Annotated in this window: 18 protein-coding genes; 12 read left to right on the top strand and 6 right to left on the bottom strand. The window is 56.1% G+C overall.

What is annotated here, in order from left to right; genetic code table 11:
• Positions 1–2 precede the first annotated feature (2 nt).
• Together FN806_RS00180 and selD are read left to right on the top strand one after the other, a co-directional pair.
• On the top strand, positions 3–389 hold the full coding sequence (locus FN806_RS00180) for a Na+/H+ antiporter subunit G (protein WP_142632844.1): 387 nt from the start codon (positions 3–5) through the stop codon (positions 387–389).
• 5 nt (positions 390–394) lie between these two features.
• On the top strand, positions 395–2,554 hold the full coding sequence (gene selD / locus FN806_RS00175) for a selenide, water dikinase SelD (protein WP_142632842.1): 2,160 nt from the start codon (positions 395–397) through the stop codon (positions 2,552–2,554).
• Here selD and mnmH read toward each other — a convergent pair.
• Together mnmH and FN806_RS00165 are read right to left on the bottom strand one after the other, a co-directional pair.
• A complete protein-coding gene (gene mnmH / locus FN806_RS00170; RefSeq protein WP_142632840.1) occupies positions 2,545–3,597 on the bottom strand; it encodes a tRNA 2-selenouridine(34) synthase MnmH in 1,053 nt (350 codons plus the stop codon). The genes selD and mnmH overlap by 10 nt on opposite strands.
• A 44-nt stretch (positions 3,598–3,641) precedes the next feature.
• Positions 3,642–4,307: an SOS response-associated peptidase gene (locus FN806_RS00165; RefSeq protein ID WP_142632838.1), complete on the bottom strand. Its 666-nt coding sequence runs from the start codon at positions 4,305–4,307 to the stop codon at positions 3,642–3,644.
• Between the two features lie 55 nt (positions 4,308–4,362).
• Here FN806_RS00165 and FN806_RS00160 point away from each other — a divergent pair, with 55 nt between their 5' ends.
• Entirely contained in the window at positions 4,363–6,021 is a 1,659-nt protein-coding gene (locus FN806_RS00160) for a tetratricopeptide repeat-containing sulfotransferase family protein (RefSeq protein ID WP_142632836.1), read from the top strand.
• A 65-nt stretch (positions 6,022–6,086) separates the two neighbouring features.
• Here FN806_RS00160 and FN806_RS00155 read toward each other — a convergent pair whose 3' ends face one another.
• Positions 6,087–7,664 carry a bifunctional metallophosphatase/5'-nucleotidase gene (locus tag FN806_RS00155; RefSeq protein WP_142632834.1) on the bottom strand — a complete coding sequence of 526 codons (1,578 nt, stop codon included), beginning with the start codon at positions 7,662–7,664 and terminating at the stop codon, positions 6,087–6,089.
• 107 nt (positions 7,665–7,771) lie between these two features.
• On the opposite strand from FN806_RS00155, the gene FN806_RS00150 reads away from it, so the two are divergent.
• The 4 genes from FN806_RS00150 to arsC are packed head-to-tail and all read left to right on the top strand — an operon-like array spanning position 7,772 to position 9,931.
• Entirely contained in the window at positions 7,772–8,110 is a 339-nt protein-coding gene (locus FN806_RS00150; protein WP_142632833.1) for a DUF952 domain-containing protein, read from the top strand.
• A complete protein-coding gene (locus FN806_RS00145) occupies positions 8,107–8,538 on the top strand; it encodes a DUF1330 domain-containing protein (RefSeq protein ID WP_142632831.1) in 432 nt (143 codons plus the stop codon). Before FN806_RS00150 ends, FN806_RS00145 begins: the two co-directional genes overlap by 4 nt.
• Entirely contained in the window at positions 8,535–9,593 is a 1,059-nt protein-coding gene (locus FN806_RS00140; protein ID WP_142632829.1) for a quinone-dependent dihydroorotate dehydrogenase, read from the top strand. The genes FN806_RS00145 and FN806_RS00140 overlap by 4 nt, the downstream gene beginning before the upstream one ends.
• Positions 9,590–9,931: an arsenate reductase (glutaredoxin) gene (gene arsC, locus FN806_RS00135; RefSeq protein WP_142632827.1), complete on the top strand. Its 342-nt coding sequence runs from the start codon at positions 9,590–9,592 to the stop codon at positions 9,929–9,931. The genes FN806_RS00140 and arsC overlap by 4 nt, the downstream gene beginning before the upstream one ends.
• Here arsC and FN806_RS00130 read toward each other — a convergent pair.
• Genes FN806_RS00130 through FN806_RS00120 form a run of 3 tightly spaced genes read right to left on the bottom strand, consistent with a single transcriptional unit; the run spans position 9,928 to position 12,188 of the window.
• Complete coding sequence (locus FN806_RS00130; protein ID WP_142632825.1) at positions 9,928–11,244, bottom strand: MATE family efflux transporter; 1,317 nt, start codon at positions 11,242–11,244, stop codon at positions 9,928–9,930. The genes arsC and FN806_RS00130 overlap by 4 nt on opposite strands.
• A 6-nt stretch (positions 11,245–11,250) precedes the next feature.
• Positions 11,251–11,769, bottom strand: a complete 519-nt coding sequence (locus FN806_RS00125) for a PaaI family thioesterase (protein WP_142632823.1) — start codon at positions 11,767–11,769, stop codon at positions 11,251–11,253.
• The gene (locus tag FN806_RS00120) at positions 11,769–12,188 is read right to left on the bottom strand and encodes a PaaI family thioesterase (RefSeq protein WP_142632821.1); all 420 of its coding nucleotides are present in this window, start codon (positions 12,186–12,188) and stop codon (positions 11,769–11,771) included. Before FN806_RS00120 ends, FN806_RS00125 begins: the two co-directional genes overlap by 1 nt.
• A gap of 113 nt (positions 12,189–12,301) precedes the next feature.
• On the opposite strand from FN806_RS00120, the gene FN806_RS00115 reads away from it, so the two are divergent.
• The 5 genes from FN806_RS00115 (at position 12,302) to FN806_RS00095 (ending at position 16,182) form a co-directional block, all read left to right on the top strand.
• On the top strand, positions 12,302–12,670 hold the full coding sequence (locus tag FN806_RS00115) for a MerR family transcriptional regulator (RefSeq protein WP_142632819.1): 369 nt from the start codon (positions 12,302–12,304) through the stop codon (positions 12,668–12,670).
• Positions 12,671–12,968: 298 nt separating this feature from the next.
• A complete protein-coding gene (locus FN806_RS00110) occupies positions 12,969–13,370 on the top strand; it encodes a MerR family transcriptional regulator (RefSeq protein ID WP_142632817.1) in 402 nt (133 codons plus the stop codon).
• A gap of 48 nt (positions 13,371–13,418) precedes the next feature.
• Positions 13,419–15,200 (top strand): acyl-CoA dehydrogenase C-terminal domain-containing protein, encoded by a 1,782-nt coding sequence (locus FN806_RS00105; RefSeq protein ID WP_142632815.1) that lies wholly within the window; start codon positions 13,419–13,421, stop codon positions 15,198–15,200.
• Positions 15,201–15,251: 51 nt separating this feature from the next.
• On the top strand, positions 15,252–15,464 hold the full coding sequence (locus FN806_RS00100; protein ID WP_142632813.1) for a hypothetical protein: 213 nt from the start codon (positions 15,252–15,254) through the stop codon (positions 15,462–15,464).
• A 79-nt stretch (positions 15,465–15,543) separates the two neighbouring features.
• A complete protein-coding gene (locus tag FN806_RS00095; protein WP_142632811.1) occupies positions 15,544–16,182 on the top strand; it encodes a glutathione S-transferase family protein in 639 nt (212 codons plus the stop codon).
• Position 16,183 lies beyond the last annotated feature (1 nt).

The following is a 16,183-nucleotide window of genomic DNA, read 5'->3' as shown; positions in this document are numbered from 1 at the left end:
ACATGTCGGTAATCTTTGAATTCCTGGTCGCCTTCTTCCTGGTTGTTTCAGGCATATTTGGTTTTGTCGGATCGTACGGGATGATCAAGCTAAAGGACCCGATGTCCAGGCTTCACGCTCCCACCAAAGCGACAACGCTTGGGGTGGGTGGCGTTCTGATCGCCTCAATCATCCATTCCGTATTGATCGAACATCATCTGTCTCTGCACGAGCTGCTGATCACGCTGTTTCTGTTCCTGACTGCTCCGATCACGGCCCTGTTTATTGCCAAATGGCATATTCACCGCCATGAAAAGCCCCAGGATCTGCCGGACGCGGGTGAGGACAAAATCTGGGCCACACATGCGGTCGAACAGGTCGAAGACGTTCCTGATCACAGAAACACCTGATACCTATGTATAGACCTCCGCTGCCCCTGACCCGCGATCTGGTTCTTATCGGCGGCGGTCATACGCACGCGCTGGTGTTGCGAAAATGGGGGATGAACCCCCTGCCTGGCGCGCGCCTGACGGTCATCAACCCCGCGCCTTCAGCCCCCTATTCAGGGATGCTGCCCGGTTTCGTTGCCGGTCATTACCGCCGGGGTGACCTGGATATTGATCTGGTGCGCTTGGCTCGCTTTGCCGGGGCACGGGTGATATTGGGTGCCGTCGAAGGGTTAGACCCTGACCGGCAAGAGGTACATGTGCCCGGCCGACCGCCCGTCGCCTATGATGTAGCCTCGGTTAATGTTGGCATTACATCCGACATGCCGGCCCTGCCTGGATTTTCCGACCATGCGGTCCCCGCAAAACCGTTAGGGTCTTTTGCCGCTAGGTGGGCCGAGTACCAATCTGGTGCAGGCGCCGCCTCGGTTGCCGTGATCGGTGGTGGTGTTGCCGGGGTCGAGTTGATCATGGCGATGGCGCACGCTCTGCGTTCCGCAAACCGCAGCGCCCGATTGACCCTGATCGACAATGCTCGGGCCCTGACCGCGATTGGCGCTAAGGCCGCCTCGATCATTCGCAATGCGATGGCTGACCTTGGCATCGACGTGATCGAACAGGCCGCCATCGTCGAAATTCATGCGGATCACATCCGGTTGGAGGACGGGCGCCAGATTGCAGCTGAATTCGTGACGGGGGCGGCGGGGGCCAAACCCTATGGTTGGATGGCGCAGTCCGGGCTGGATCTTCACGATGGATATATCACGGTGAATAGCAGGCTGCAGTCCAGCAATCCTTTTGTGTTCGCAGTCGGCGATTGTGCCCATCTGTCAGAAAACCCCAGACCAAAAGCAGGTGTCTATGCCGTCCGAGAAGCCCCGATTCTTTATGGCAATCTTCGGGCCTCGCTGGGTGCCGGAAAGATGCGCCCCTATCATCCGCAAAAAGATTACCTCAAGCTGATATCGCTGGGTGGGAAATCCGCATTGGCCGAGCGATTGGGAACCTCGCTCAGTGGTCCGTTGATGTGGAAATGGAAGAACCATATCGACCAGAATTTCATGAATAAGTTCCGGAATCTGCCGCAGATGAAAGCCGCAGAGTTGCCCCGCGACCACGCTTTGGGCGTGCCCGAAGTCCTGGGTGAAAAGCCCATGTGCGGTGGGTGCGGCGCAAAGATTGGGCGTCGCGCTTTGCGCAGTGTTCTGTCTGATTTACCGCCCCCCGATCGGCAAGACGTAATACCGCTTTCAGGTGACGATGCGGCTTTGCTTCTCACCGGCGGCGCGCGGCAGGTGATGACCTCGGACCATTTGCGCAGCTTTACCAATGATCCGGTTTTGATGACACGGATCACGGCCATTCACGCATTAGGTGATATCTGGGCGATGGGTGCGGCACCGCAGGCCGCCACCGCGACGATTATTCTGCCTCGGATGTCACCCGCACTGCAACAACGTACCATGTCAGAAATCATGGCCACCGCTAGTGACGTCATCCGCGCAACCGGGGCCGAAATCGTCGGAGGCCACAGTTCGATGGGGGATGAGATGACCATCGGGTTCACTCTGACCGGCCTGTGCGAAAACGACCCGATCATCTTGTCCGGGGCCCGCAAGGGCGACGCTTTGATCCTGACCAAGCCGATTGGCAGCGGCGTGATCATGGCCGCCGAAATGGCCGGTTTGGCCAATGGCATCTGGGTCGCAGAGGCGTTCCGCCACATGGTTCAGCCGCAAGGCGAAGCTGCGCGCATTCTGTTCAGTGCCCATGCGATGACCGATGTGACCGGGTTTGGTCTGGCAGGGCATCTGCAAGGTATTTGCGGTGCCTCGGACTGCGGTGCGGTAATTGCTCTGGATGCGGTTCCCGTGATGGCCGGGGCTGTGGAGCTTAGCGCAAGCGGTGTTCGGTCCACGATCTTCGAAGACAACCGCGCCATTGCGCCTGAACTCGCCAACGGACCCAAGGCTGATCTTCTTTTCGACCCTCAAACCGCCGGAGGGCTATTGGCCGCTGTCCAAGCCGATGACGCGCCAGGCCTGTGTGCAGACCTACATGCGGCTGGATATCCGGCAGCAATCATCGGCATGATCGACGATACGCCGGGTTTAAAACTTCAGAGCTGATCCAGGACCTGTTCGACCCGCACAGCGACCTCTTTCAGACCGGTACTTGCCAGCGAGGGCACCTGGATCGAGGCTACAATTTCGGCGCTGTGTACGCGCGCCGACTTGGCATAAGCCGGGTCGTAATGCTGTTCCATAAGTGACCGTGTAAGGGCCAACTTGTTATCCCCATCAATCAGCGCAAACCACCCATCCACCACCTCATGCCCACGGTGAGACCTCAGCGGCGACAGGAGATCTTTCAACCGCTCGGCATCGCTGAGGACATCGTCATATGCCGAGACCAGATATTCCGCGCGCGCTTCTATCGGGGCATCAATCTGAATACGCACGGCCGCACACATGGCGGACCACAGCCTCGGCGGCAGGATCAAAGAGCCGATTTTGGACGATTCCGCTTCGACTACGACGGGACGGGTGGGATCAAAACCACAAAGTTCTGCGGCCAGCGCGGATTCGAATGCCTTTTGACTGGGTTGTCCGCCCGGCATTGCCCCCAGCAACGACCCCCGGTGATTGGCAAGCCCTTCGAGATCCAGAACCTGGACACCACGTTCCTGAATGTGTGTAAGCAGTTCGGTCTTTGCTGTGCCCGTATACCCATCCAGAAGGACGAATTGAAACAGCAACGGATCGTCATACAGATACCGGCTCACCAAGCGGCGATAAGCCCGATAGCCGCCCTCGACAACTTCGGCCCGCCAGCCAATCTGTTGTAGCATCCAGGTAAACGAACCAGATCTCTGCCCACCGCGCCAGCAATATACAAGGGGTTTCCACCCCCCTTCGTGATGGGACAGGCTGTGTTCAATGTGGTTGGCCGCATTCCTGAAAACCAGAGCCGCCCCCAGCTTGCGGGCCAGAAACGGGCTTTCCTGGACATAAATCGTCCCGACGCGCGCCCGTTCGTCGTTATCCAGAACTGGCAGGTTGATAGATCCGGGCAAATGATCCTCGGCAAATTCAGCCGGGCTGCGCACGTCTATGGTTGTGTCGAACTCATGCGCGTATAACTGCTGAAGGCTGGTGATTTTCAGAACCATGTCAACGATCTAACCCGCGTTGAACCGGATGGAAAGGCACGGTGTCAACCTGCGATGGGATCGACAAGCGTCGGTCCACTGGCCCGATTGGAATTGACGCTCGGATCGACACGATGAAAGCCAAGAATATCTTCCTGCCCCGGAGACAGCAGCCGCGCAGCCCCTTTGCCCACTTCACCCAACCAGAAAGGCCAGTTTTCGGGTTCAACAATCAAGGGCATGCGGTGATGAATTCTGCCCAGATTGCGGTTCGCTGGTGTCGTAACGATAGCGCATGTTCCCTTCTGGTCGCCCTCGGGTCCCCAATCTTGCCATACCCCGCCAAAAGCAATCGGGGCCCCGTCTTTTCTGAAAATATACCAGGGCAGCCGGTCTCCGCTCTCGGTTTTGGTCCATTCATAAAACCCGCTGGCAACGATCAGACATCTGCGTTCTCTGCAGGCCGCCCTGAAAGCCGGTTTTTCAGCTAGCGTTTCGGCGCGGGCATTGATCAACAATGGTCCAGCGGTTTTGGACTTGTACCAGTGTGGTAAAAACCCCCAACGCAAGGCATCCAACTGACGCCCGGTTTCGCCTGCCCTGACCACATGCACCTGACATGTCGGACAAACGTTGAAATTCGGGACAACAGGCAGAGCATTGGCCGGGCGCGCAGAAAACAACTGGGCCATGGCATCATTTGGAAGGGTTATTGCAAACCGTCCGCACATAGGTAATGAACTTTCAACAATCGTTTTCTACAGGCACAGGTTCTCACGGGGTCATATGCAAAATCAAACGGCGAAAACCTTAAAAGTCAAAGCTGTCGCAGCGCTGGAAGAAGGCAAATTCCAGGCTGCGCTGAAAAAGGCTCAACTTGGCGTAAAAAAGTTTCCGACCGACTCGGATTTTCATGCCATTTCCGGTTTTGTTCTGACCGAGATGAAACAGTATAAAAGGTCGATCCCGCATTTTGTCGAAGCCGCGCGGATGAAACCCGATGACCCACAGTTCGCCGAGAACCTGGCGAATGCCCTTATGCAGACCGGTCAGATTGCCAAAGCCTTGGAGTACGCCGAACTCAAGGTCGAAAAGTTCCCAGCCAGCAAGGAACTGAACCGGGTCATCGATGAGATCACCCTGAAAGGTAAGAACTGGCGTCTGATCATCGAACACGTGACCAAAAAGCTTCAAAGCGACCCTGAGAGTGTCAACCTATTGTCCACCCGCGCACGCGCGTATGGCCGTATTGGTTATGTCGAGCACAACTCGCGCGATATTTCCAAAGCGTATGAACTGGATCCGGAAAACGAAAAGATAGCCTTTCAAAAAGCCGTAAATCTGCACCAGAGTGGCGACAAAAAGGGATGCGCCAATATTCTGCAGGGCATCTACGCCAAAGAACCTTTCCATGTTGCCACCCTTCTTCAGCTTTCGACAATGTCCAGCAAAGAGGACGCCCCGAAACTGATGGAGGCGGTAGAAGCAGCGATATCCGAAAGCGTACACGAGCTGTCGGAACTGGAATTTGCCAAGGCCCACCTGATCCAAAAAGCCGATAGCCTTGGCGCAGCACTGCCGCAATTTGCACGTGCCAATGCCATCCAACACAATGTCAAACCCTATGATTTAGAGGCGGAAGAACAGAAGTTCGAACGTATCACTGGCCTGTTCCCTGTAGGGGGAAGAGTTCCTTGGTCCGAACAAACCGATCAGCCGGTTCCGATCTTCGTTCTGGGCCAGCCGCGCTCTGGCACAACGCTCATGGAAATGATGCTGAGCTCAGCGCCAGACATTGCTGGCTGCGGCGAACTGACGGTTGGGGCCGATCTTTCGCGCGACTATGCACAACATCGCAAGACCTTCGATTCCACTGCCGCAGCGAAATATGCCAAAGAGTTCCGAGAGTTGATGCCGCCGATCCCCGATGGCTCGACCGCTTTTGTTGACAAGATGCCCCACAATTTTCAGCGGGTCGGCTTCCTGTTGTCGGCATTCCCAAACGCCAAGATAATAAACATGCTGCGTGATCCGCGCGATGTTGGTCTTTCGAAATGGATCCGCCGGTTCCCTGCGGGTGGCATGAACTATGCCTCGAATCTTGAGACCATTGCCCATTCTGCCAACCTGTATCGTCGCTATATGGCGCATTGGGATGCTGTTTTTGGCGACAAGATCCTGACCGTTCCATATGAAAAGCTTGTCGCGGACCCCGAAACCTATAGCAAGCAGGTCGCCGCTTTCTGCGACCTCGAATGGACCGAGACGATGATGCATCCGGAAGAGAATACCAAACAGGTCCGGACTGCCAGTATCGACCAGGTTCGCAACAAAATCTCAACCAAATCCATTGGGGGATGGCGATCTGTGTCGGAACATATCCAGCCCATGCTTGCGGGTTTTGATACAGGGCTTTGGCCGGAATACGACATTGATCAAGGCTGAAGGTTAGCTGAATGAAATAGGGCCGCATCCCAAGGTGCGGCCCTTTTCGTTTCGCTCTGGTCGCCTTACTTTTGCTTGATGCGACCGTCCAGATAAGGCTGGTAAGGCGCGTTTTCGGCTAGGTATTCCGCCGTGACATCCGCCAGATCCGGGCCAAAGTCATAGGCATTTTTATCGTCACCTTCGAACATACTGTACCCGTCACCGCCATTTCTGACGTAGTTATTGGTAACGACAAGATAAGTCGCCGCTGGATCAATCGGGGTAAGCCCATCGCCGTTGGATACCATGACCTCTGATACGCGCCCTTCGTTTGGTGCCACCGATGCGTCCCAAACAAAGGTCAGACCGGCAACCTGCGGAAAGCGGCCCTTGACCTCTTCTACCTGGCTCACGCCGTTTTCAAGCGCGTCAACGATGCCTTGTCCGCTGATCTCAAAGGTTGAAAGCGTATTCTGGAACGGCAGCACGGTCAGAACTTCACCCATGGTCACGTCGCCAGGGTCAATCGAAGCACGCAAGCCGCCAGAGTTCGCAATCGCGATATGAACGCCCTGATCAGCAACCCGCGCAAGCATAGCATCAGCGACCAAATTGCCCATCTGACATTCCTGAACACGACAGATCGAACGGTCACCCTCAATCGCCTCAGACGTGCTGGCCACGACCTTATTGCGGATTTCGTCCAAAGGAGCGGCCAGTTCCGCGATACGGTCCAGCGAGGCCTGATCTTCGGCCACGTTGTTGTCCATGATCAGCGGCTCACCAGCCGCCGCGACAACATTTCCGTCGTCATCAAAAGTGACATTCAGCTCGCCCAGGAATTTGCCGTAGGCATAGGCCTGAATGATCTGCACGCCATCGACCACTGTCGGATAGGGACCAACAGCCTTGTCGGAAACGTTGGACAAATATGTATTGGAATGCCCACCTACGATTACGTCAACGCCGGTCGTTTCCTGTGCAACACGCTGGTCGACAGCATATCCCGAATGGCTGAGAACGATGATCTTGTTCACGCCTTCCGCGGTTAGCTTGTCCACTTCGGCCTGAACCGCGGGAACCGGGTCCGAGAATGTGATGTTCGGGCCAGGAGAGGCCAGTTCATGCGTGTCTTCCGGCGTCAGACCAACAAGGCCGACTTTTTCTCCGCCGACTTCAATCACTGTAGACTTTTTGATCTTGCCGTTCAGCAATTCTTCGCCGGAAAAATCCGCGTTCGACATCAGCACCGGGAAATCAACCGTGTCAATAAAGCCGCGCAGGACTTCCGGGCCATCATCGAATTCGTGGTTGCCCACGGTCATAGCGTTATAGCCCAATTTGTTCATGAACTCGGCCGCGACCTTGCCCTTGTAATAGGTATAGAACAACGAGCCCTGAAACTGATCGCCGCCATCTACCAGGATCGAGTTTTCGGCACGTCCGCGGGCTTCTTCCACTGCTGTTACGAGACGGGCAGATCCGCCAAAACACTTGCCTTCGGCGTTGTCATCTGAACTACAGCCACTGTCATATTTGTTGATCGGCTCGATACGCGAATGAAAGTCGTTGGTGTGCAGAATGGTCAGTTTATATTCGGCGGCGGCCATTCCTGCAGTCAAACCCAGCACAGCAGCCGAGGCTAGGAAACGGGTGAACATATTTTAACTCCCTTTGTTAATTGCCAAGATGTTGCGCCGCCTTCAGCAAAGAGTCAAAGGGGGAAATCCGGCTTGAATCTAGCCGCAGCGCGGGGCATGACCGTTCTATGCTGATTTACAAGATTTTCCGCGCCAACGAATGGACGGCGCTGCAGACCGATGGCGCCACGGATGGTGCTCCGATTGATGTTTCGGACGGTTTTGTCCACTTTTCGACAGCTGAACAAGCTGCGGAAACCGCTGCCAAGCATTTTGCCGGCGCCGAAGGTTTGACGCTGTTGGCCTGCGATGCTGACGCGATGGGCGAGGAACTGAAGTGGGAGGTTTCGCGGGGGGAGGCTCTGTTTCCGCATCTCTACCGTCAAATCCGTATGACCGACATTATCTGGTCTTGCCCCCTGCCCTTTGACGGCAACGCGCATCGCTTCCCGGACGACATGAAATGACGGAATATATCGACCCGGATCGCGCCCAGTTCGAAGCCTTCAAGGTGCTGGATCGTGACCACCCGATCGAGATGCTGAACCTGGTGAGGTTCCGCAGCCGGGCCGAATATCCATCGGGGCACGAACTGGCCAAAAGCGGTCTGTCGGGCGCTCAGGCTTATCGAAATTATGGGATCGAAACCGCGCCGATCATTACCCGCCTTGGGGCAAAGATCATTTGGCGCGGCGCGTTTCAGAATACGTTGATTGGCCCGAAGGATGAGGCATGGGACGCGGTATTTATCGCGCGTTACCCATCGGCGCATGCCTTTCTGGAAATGATATCCGACCCTGATTACAAACAGGCGATCGTGCATCGTCAGGCTGCGGTGAAGACCTCTCGCCTGATCCGGTGCGCGCCGACCGAAGGCGGAGAAATGTTTGGATGAAACTGACTGAAAAGCTGGGGCTGGCTGCCCTGCACCGCTTGGACCCGGAAACTGCACATGCCCTGTCGATCAAAGCCCTGAAGGCAGGGCTTGCGCCTGCACCAGGGCCGGTCACGTCACAGCGTTTGCAGACCAAAATCGCCGGGCTGGATCTGCCCAATCCGGTTGGTCTGGCCGCAGGGTTCGACAAGAACGGAGAGGTTCTTGGCCCCCTGTCTCGCGCCGGGTTTGGGTTCATCGAAGTCGGTGCCGTTACTCCACGCCCGCAGCCCGGCAATCCCAGGCCGCGCCTATTCCGCCTGACCGAAGACCAGGCTGCCATCAACCGCTTTGGCTTTAACAACGAAGGGATGGAGGCCATGGCCCGTCGTCTGGCGGCGCGCCCCAGGGATGCGGTGATCGGACTGAACCTTGGTGCGAACAAAGACAGCGATGATCGACCCGGCGACTTTGCCAAGGTACTGGCCCATTGTGGGGCGCATCTGGATTTCGCTACGGTCAACGTGTCATCTCCGAACACTGAAAAGCTGCGGGATTTGCAAGGCAAAGCGGCGCTGAGCGCTCTGTTGAGCGGCGTGATCGAAACCCGAAACACCCTAATGCGCCCTCTACCAGTATTCCTCAAGATCGCCCCCGATCTGACCGAGGATGAGCTGCGGGATATCGCCGAAGTGGCCCATGAATCGGGCGTTGATGCGGTCATCGCCTCGAACACCACTTTGTCGCGCGATGGGTTGCGCAGCGCACACAGAGACGAAGCAGGCGGCCTGTCCGGCGCACCTTTGTTCGAAAAATCCACCCGCGTTCTTGCCCGGTTTAGCCATTTGACCGACGGTCAGATTCCGTTGATCGGTGTTGGTGGCATCAGCACAGCAGAACAGGCCTATGCCAAGATATGCGCCGGTGCTTCGGCCGTGCAATTCTACACAGCGATGGTTTTCGGTGGTATCTCACTTGCGGCGGAAATCGCGCGAGGTTTGGATGACTTGCTGGCGCGCGACGGGTTTGAAACCGTTGCGCAGGCCGTTGGAAGCAAAAGACAGGACTGGATATGATCGAATACTGGCACAATCCCAGATGCTCTAAGTCTCGCGCAGGGCTCGCTTTGCTTGAGGAAAACGGAGCGCAGGTCGAAATTCGCAAATACCTTGAGGATACGCCCTCGGCAGACGAAATCCGGGCCGTACTTACACGCCTTGATATCCCCGCCATCGACCTGATGCGGACTAGCGAAAAGCTGTTCAAGGAACTGGGCCTAACCAAGAATACCGCTCAGGATGACCTGATCACAGCAATGGCGGCCCATCCGATTTTGATCGAGCGTCCGCTTGCAATCAAAGGGGACAACGCAGCCATTGGTCGCCCTACGGAATCCCTTCTGGACCTTCTTTAGGCGACCAAAGCCTCAAGCTTGGGGTATCGCCATCCCAGCGTGCAGGCACGCGCGATGTTCAAGATCATCAGCGCGGCCCAAAGGCCGTGATTGCCGAGCGCAGGCACCAATATGAACAGGGCCAAAACATAAATCGCAACCGAATGGATCATCGCATTGCGCATTGCGCGCGTCCAGGTCGCGCCTATGTAGATGCCGTCAAACATCCAGCTTGCCACACCAATCACCGGCGCCAGCGCCGCCCATACCAGATACTCGCGTGCGGCTAGTCGCACCTCAGGTGCAGTTGACATCAGGTCGATCAACGCTGGCCCGGCCAGATAGAAAACCGCACCAAGTACAAATGCACCCCCTACCCCCCATTGCGAAGCCATGGCCGCGGCTCGGCGCACCTGATGCCGATCCCGCGCGCCAATGGCGCCGCCGACCAGTGCTTCGGCGGAAAAGGCGAACCCATCCAGTGCAAAGGCGGTAATTTCGAGAAACTGCAGCAAGACCTGATTGGCTGCCAGATTAACATCCCCCAGATCCGACCCGACGAAGAGGAATGTGGTAAAGGCGCCGGTCAGCAATACCGAACGGACCATGATGTCACCATTCACCTGCATCATCCGACGCAGACGCGTGGGATCAAAAATTCGCGGCCAGTCACGCCATTGATTCCCGGTAAAAGCACTGCGGCACAGCCAGAGACCCAGTGCCAGCCCGCTCCACTCGGCGATGAGCGTCGCGATGGCCACCCCCTCGACGCCCCAACCCAGACCAAGCACAAACCACAGATCCAGCAGAATATTCAGCCCGTTCATCCAGACCTGCAGGACAAAGACCCCACGCGTACGTTCAATCGCAATCAACCAGCCAGTGATGGCGAACAGCGCAATCGTTGCCGGCGCACCCCAGATGCGTATCCGCAAATAGTCGCGGGTCAGCGCCTCAACCTCGGGGCTGGCGGGGGAAAGGGCAAAAGCCCCTTTGAACAAAAGGACCTGGGCCAATATGAAAACCATACCTGCCGCACTGCCCAGCAATATGCCCCGCATCAGCAGCGCACCGGTTTCTGCAGTGTCACCTGCCCCGCGCGCCTGCGCCGCCAGGCCGGTGGTCCCCATCCTCAGAAAGCCGAATATCCAGTAGATCGAGGCCAGAATCACGGCCCCCATCCCAACAGCCCCAATCGGCGCAGCCAGACCCATCTGCCCGACTACGCCAGTATCCACGGCCCCAAGGATCGGAACCGTGGCATTCGACAGGACGATGGGCGCTGCAATTTTAAGCACGCGCCTGTGCGTGATGGGTGCCGAGGCGTCTTGCATGGAAATCTACTCAGCTTTCGATTTGGACTGCGGCATCAGAAAATGCCCGCTGGCCTGTGCGAAAGGACGCTGATGATTGTCCTGCCACGCTTCGACACGAACCGACGCATACCGGCGCCCTAATCGGCGAACAAAGGCACGCGCATAGGCATCCCGAGGCAAGCCCGATCGCAGGTAATCAACGGTGAAATCGACTGTTTTTGGAAACATGATGGTTTCATCTTGAAAGACCGTGCTGGCATCCAATTCGCCGTTTTCGATCCGGGGAAAGAAATACTCCCAACTCAGGGTGATAACCGCGGTTACTTCCAGAAAGGCAGCCGTCACACCACCATGAAGCGCCGGAAGCATCGGGTTTCCGATCAGCTTTTGGTCAAAGTTCAGTACCCCGGTCAACTCATTTCCCCGCCGGCCAAATTCGATTCCGAGAAACTGAATATATGGAACACCATCCACGATTGCCTTCAGTGCTGCATCGCGACGCTGTTCGATAAGCTGCATGGCTTCGGGCCGAGGTCGTGACATCATCGGCTCTCCACTGTGAATGAACCGGTGGCGGTTGCCACGGGCAGGTCCTTGTCCTCATCCATCGCAGTTGCGCGGACAAAGGCCACGTTTCTGGTGATGTGATAACAGACAGCATGTGTCGTAATGCTCTGCCCTGGCGTCGCCGGGCGCATGTAGTCTATCCGCAGATCTATTGTCGCGGTGGCGCCGGGCGAAGAAGGATGGCACATGACCGCGGAACCGCAGCAGGTGTCAAGCAGGGCAAAAACCGCCCCGCCATGGATCACACCCGTGCGTGGATCACCGATCAGTTCGGCCTTGTAGGGCATCGAAATCTCGGCCTCGCCATTACCCATTTTGGTGAGTGTCAAACCCAAAGCTTTGGCATGCGGAATGGCCTCAATAAACTGTCGTGCTATAGCAGCTTTGTCGACCATCTACTTGTGTCCTCTCTGTTTCTCCCTTTATGAGCGTCAGGCTAGCAAAAGAGCAAGCCCGCCTGTTGCGCTTGAAGTCGCCACGTCCTACGCTGTTTCGAAGGAGACCAGGAATGCCCGACAACCGTTTGTCATTCAAAGAGATGTGCGCCGAGTTTGACGTGACTCCACGTACCCTGCGCTACTATGAATATATCGAACTTCTGCAGCCTGACCGCGAAGGCCGAACTCGCTTTTACGGGCCTAGGGAATGCGCTCGGATGACGCTGATCATGCGGGGACGGAAATACGGATTTCCACTGGAAGATATCCGCCAGTGGCTGCTGATCTACGAAGATCAGGGGAATCAGGCACAGATGAAGGCCTTCATCGAAATGGCCGAACATCAGCTTGTCGAACTGAACAATCAGAAAAAACAGTTGGATGAAGCCATAGATGCCTTGGAACAAATGCGTGACCAGACCGCGAAATTGTTAGACTAGGCATTGCTGCCCAGTTGATCGCGTTTACTATCGGATTTGCCAAAGCCAAAAACAGACCCTTCCTGGGCTCTTTTACCCTTTCAGCATGCTTTTCCGTGTTTGGAAAATTGCATCTGGAAGGTGATCTGACGTGACGTCCTGAAATTCCCTGCAGTAGAAACCTTGACGCGAACGGAAGTTACGTCAACTTATTTGTGACGCAGCGTTCGCGTTACGTGAACGGCATCTACGTGCTGTAAGACGCGCATCGACTGCGCAAATCAGCTTAACGAAGGCCAGTTACAAGAGTGCAGAAACCATGACCGAAGATCTGATGACCATTCGTGAAATGTGCGAGACCTATGATGTCACGCCGCGCACATTACGTTTTTACGAGGCAAAGGAACTTTTGTTTCCGATCCGCGAAGGGCAGAAACGACTGTTCACCAAAAGCGACCGGGCGCGTCTCAAGCTGATCCTGCGAGGCAAACGCTTTGGCTTCAGCCTGGAAGAAATTCGCCAGCTTCTTGATTTGTATCACGTAGGTGATCAGCAGGTTACACAGATGACCCGCACCTATGAGATCGCGTGCGAGCGGCTTGCCGATATGGAATCCCGGCGTGAAGAGCTGACCCAGGCCATTGACGATCTAAAAGAACAGTTGAGATGGGGCGAGAAAGTGATCGCCTCGATCAAGAGCGACAAAAAGGCCGCAGAATAACCCCGGCGGCACCCACCCACCGGACAAGCGAAACTAAGGAAGTTCCCAATGCCCGTATACAATGCACCAACCAAAGACATGCAGTTCGTATTGCACGAAGTGCTCAATGTATCGGGATCGGACATCCCGGGTTATAGCGAGCTTGAACCTGATTTTACCGGCGCTGTCCTAGAAGAAGCCGGTAAGGTGGCGACAAATGTTCTGCACCCGCTGAATACAATCGGTGATACCGAAGGATGTCGTCTGGAAAACGGTGTGGTATATACCCCTACTGGCTTTAAAGACGCATTCGGTCAGATGAAGGAAGGCGGCTGGACCGGCCTGGACATGCCCGAAGAATTCGGCGGCCAGAACATGCCTTATGTCATCGGCTCTGCCGTGGCCGAGATGTTTTCCGCCTCGAACCAGGCGTTCACCATGTATCAAGGTCTGACCCACGGCGCAGCCTCGGCCATTCTGGCGCACGGCACCCAAGAGCAGAAAGAAACCTATCTGCCGAACATGGTTAGCTGCGATTGGACCGGCACCATGAACCTGACCGAACCGCATTGCGGCACCGACCTGGGTCTGATGCGCACCAAGGCTGAACCGCAGGCGGATGGCTCCTACAAGATTTCCGGTCAGAAGATTTTTATCTCGGCTGGTGAACACGACATGGCCGACAACATCATTCACCTGGTGCTGGCCAAGATCGTGGGCGGCCCCGAAGGCATCAAGGGTGTATCCCTGTTCATCGTTCCTAAATTCATGGTGAACGAAGATGGCAGCCTGGGTGAACGCAACGGCGTATCGGTCGGCAACATCGAAGAAAAGATGGGCATCCACGGCAACTCGACCTGCGTCATGAACTATGACGAGGCAACCGGCTATCTTTTGGGCGAAGAGCATAAAGGCATGCGCGCGATGTTCACCATGATGAACGAAGCCCGTATGGGTGTAGCCATGCAGGGTCTGTCCCAGGCCGACGCGGCCTATCAGAACGCGGTGGAATACGCCAAAGACCGCCTGCAAGGCCGCGATGTGACCGGTGCGAAAAACCCGGACGGTCCAGCCGATCCGCTGATCGTGCATCCCGACATCCGCCGCAGCCTGATGGATCAGAAAAGCTTTACCGAGGGTGCCCGTGCCTTTGTTCTGTGGGGAGCGACCATGATCGACAAGGCCCACCGCTCTGGTGACGATGACGCCGATGGCCTGATCTCACTGCTGACGCCGGTCCTCAAAGGGTTCCTGACCGACGAAGGCTATGACATGACGGTCAAGGCCCAGCAAGTCTATGGCGGCCACGGCTACATCGAAGAATGGGGCATGTCGCAATATACCCGCGACGCCCGGATCGCGATGATCTACGAAGGCGCAAACGGCGTTCAGGCGCTTGACCTTGTGGGCCGTAAACTTGCCCAAGATGGCGGCAAACACGTCATGGCGTTTTTCGAAATGGTCAAAAACTTCTGCAAGGAAAACGCAGGTCAGAACGAAGCCTATGATACGGCGTTTATCGAACCGCTGAAAGCGGCCTCCAAGGATCTGCAGGCCGCTGCCATGTACTTTATGCAAAGCGGCACCAAGAACCCCAACCATGCGCTGGCTGGGTCGAATGACTTCATGCACATGTTCGGTCATGTCTGCCTGGGCCTGATGTGGGCACAGATGGCAAAAGCCTCTTATGCCGCACTTGAAGCCGGGACTTCGGACACCGAGTTCTACGAGACAAAGATTACCACCGGCCAGTTCTACATGGCGCGTCGCTTGCCAGCCACCAGTCTTCATCTGACACGCATCCAGAGCGGTGCGGATACTGTCATGGGCCTGGACGCGGCAAGCTTCTGATCTCTGACCGGCCCCAAACCATCTTGGGGCCGGCCATTCGAAAGGCTCGATATGCCAAAACGATTTCGCCTAACACGCCGTTTCCCGGTCGCCATGACCGAAGACGGCTATCGCAAACTCAGAGGGTTCGCGCGCGAGGCTGGTCTGGACGAAGGTGAGGCACTGTCATTCCTGTTCGAGAACTTCAACAGTGTCATCGACGAAGAGAGCCTGACGCACCGTTTGCGTATCTTCAATTCCGAACTTGAAGAGCGCAAACGATAAGAAAACAGACCCGCCCAAAAAAGGGCGGGCTACATGATACAGCACATCGCACTGACTCATGTGCCAAGGGAGGCAAATGATGACCATCAAACTGCATTGTTTCGGCGTCAGCGGAAACTCGTACAAGGCGGCGCTGGCTCTGGAGTTATCAGGGTTAGAATGGGAAGCCGTCGAAGTCGACTTCTTCAAAGGAGTGACACGCACTCCCGAATTTCGTGCCACTGTCAACGAAATGGGTGAAGCGCCCGTCATGATTGATGGCGACTTTCGCACCAGTCAGTCCGGGGCCATTCAGACTTATATAACTGAAAAGACAGGTATGTTCGGAGGAAAGACGCAGGAAGAGAAATACGAGGTACTGCGCTGGGTGCTGTGGGACAATCACAAACTCAGCTCGATGGCAGGCCTGACCCGTTTTTTGATCAACTTTCTGCCGGAAGAACATCGCAACCCAGACGTGATCGCATTCAACCAGGGTCGTCTGAAGGCTGCGTATCAAGTCCTGGATGCACATCTGAACGGTCGCGACTGGATCGTTGGGGACGGCGTAACCAATGCTGATCTCAGCTGCTGTGGCTATCTCTACTATCCTGAACCCTTCGGCTTTGACCGCACCGAATGGCCAAATATCGACGCCTGGCTGACACGCTTGTCCCAGCAGCCTGGCTGGAAACACCCCTACGACCTGATGCCCGGCTCTGTGCCGGATCGAGCTTAAG

Source organism: Ruegeria faecimaris (genome assembly GCF_900182615.1).
GTDB lineage: Bacteria > Pseudomonadota > Alphaproteobacteria > Rhodobacterales > Rhodobacteraceae > Ruegeria > Ruegeria faecimaris.
This window is presented reverse-complemented; position numbering and strand designations above follow the sequence as displayed.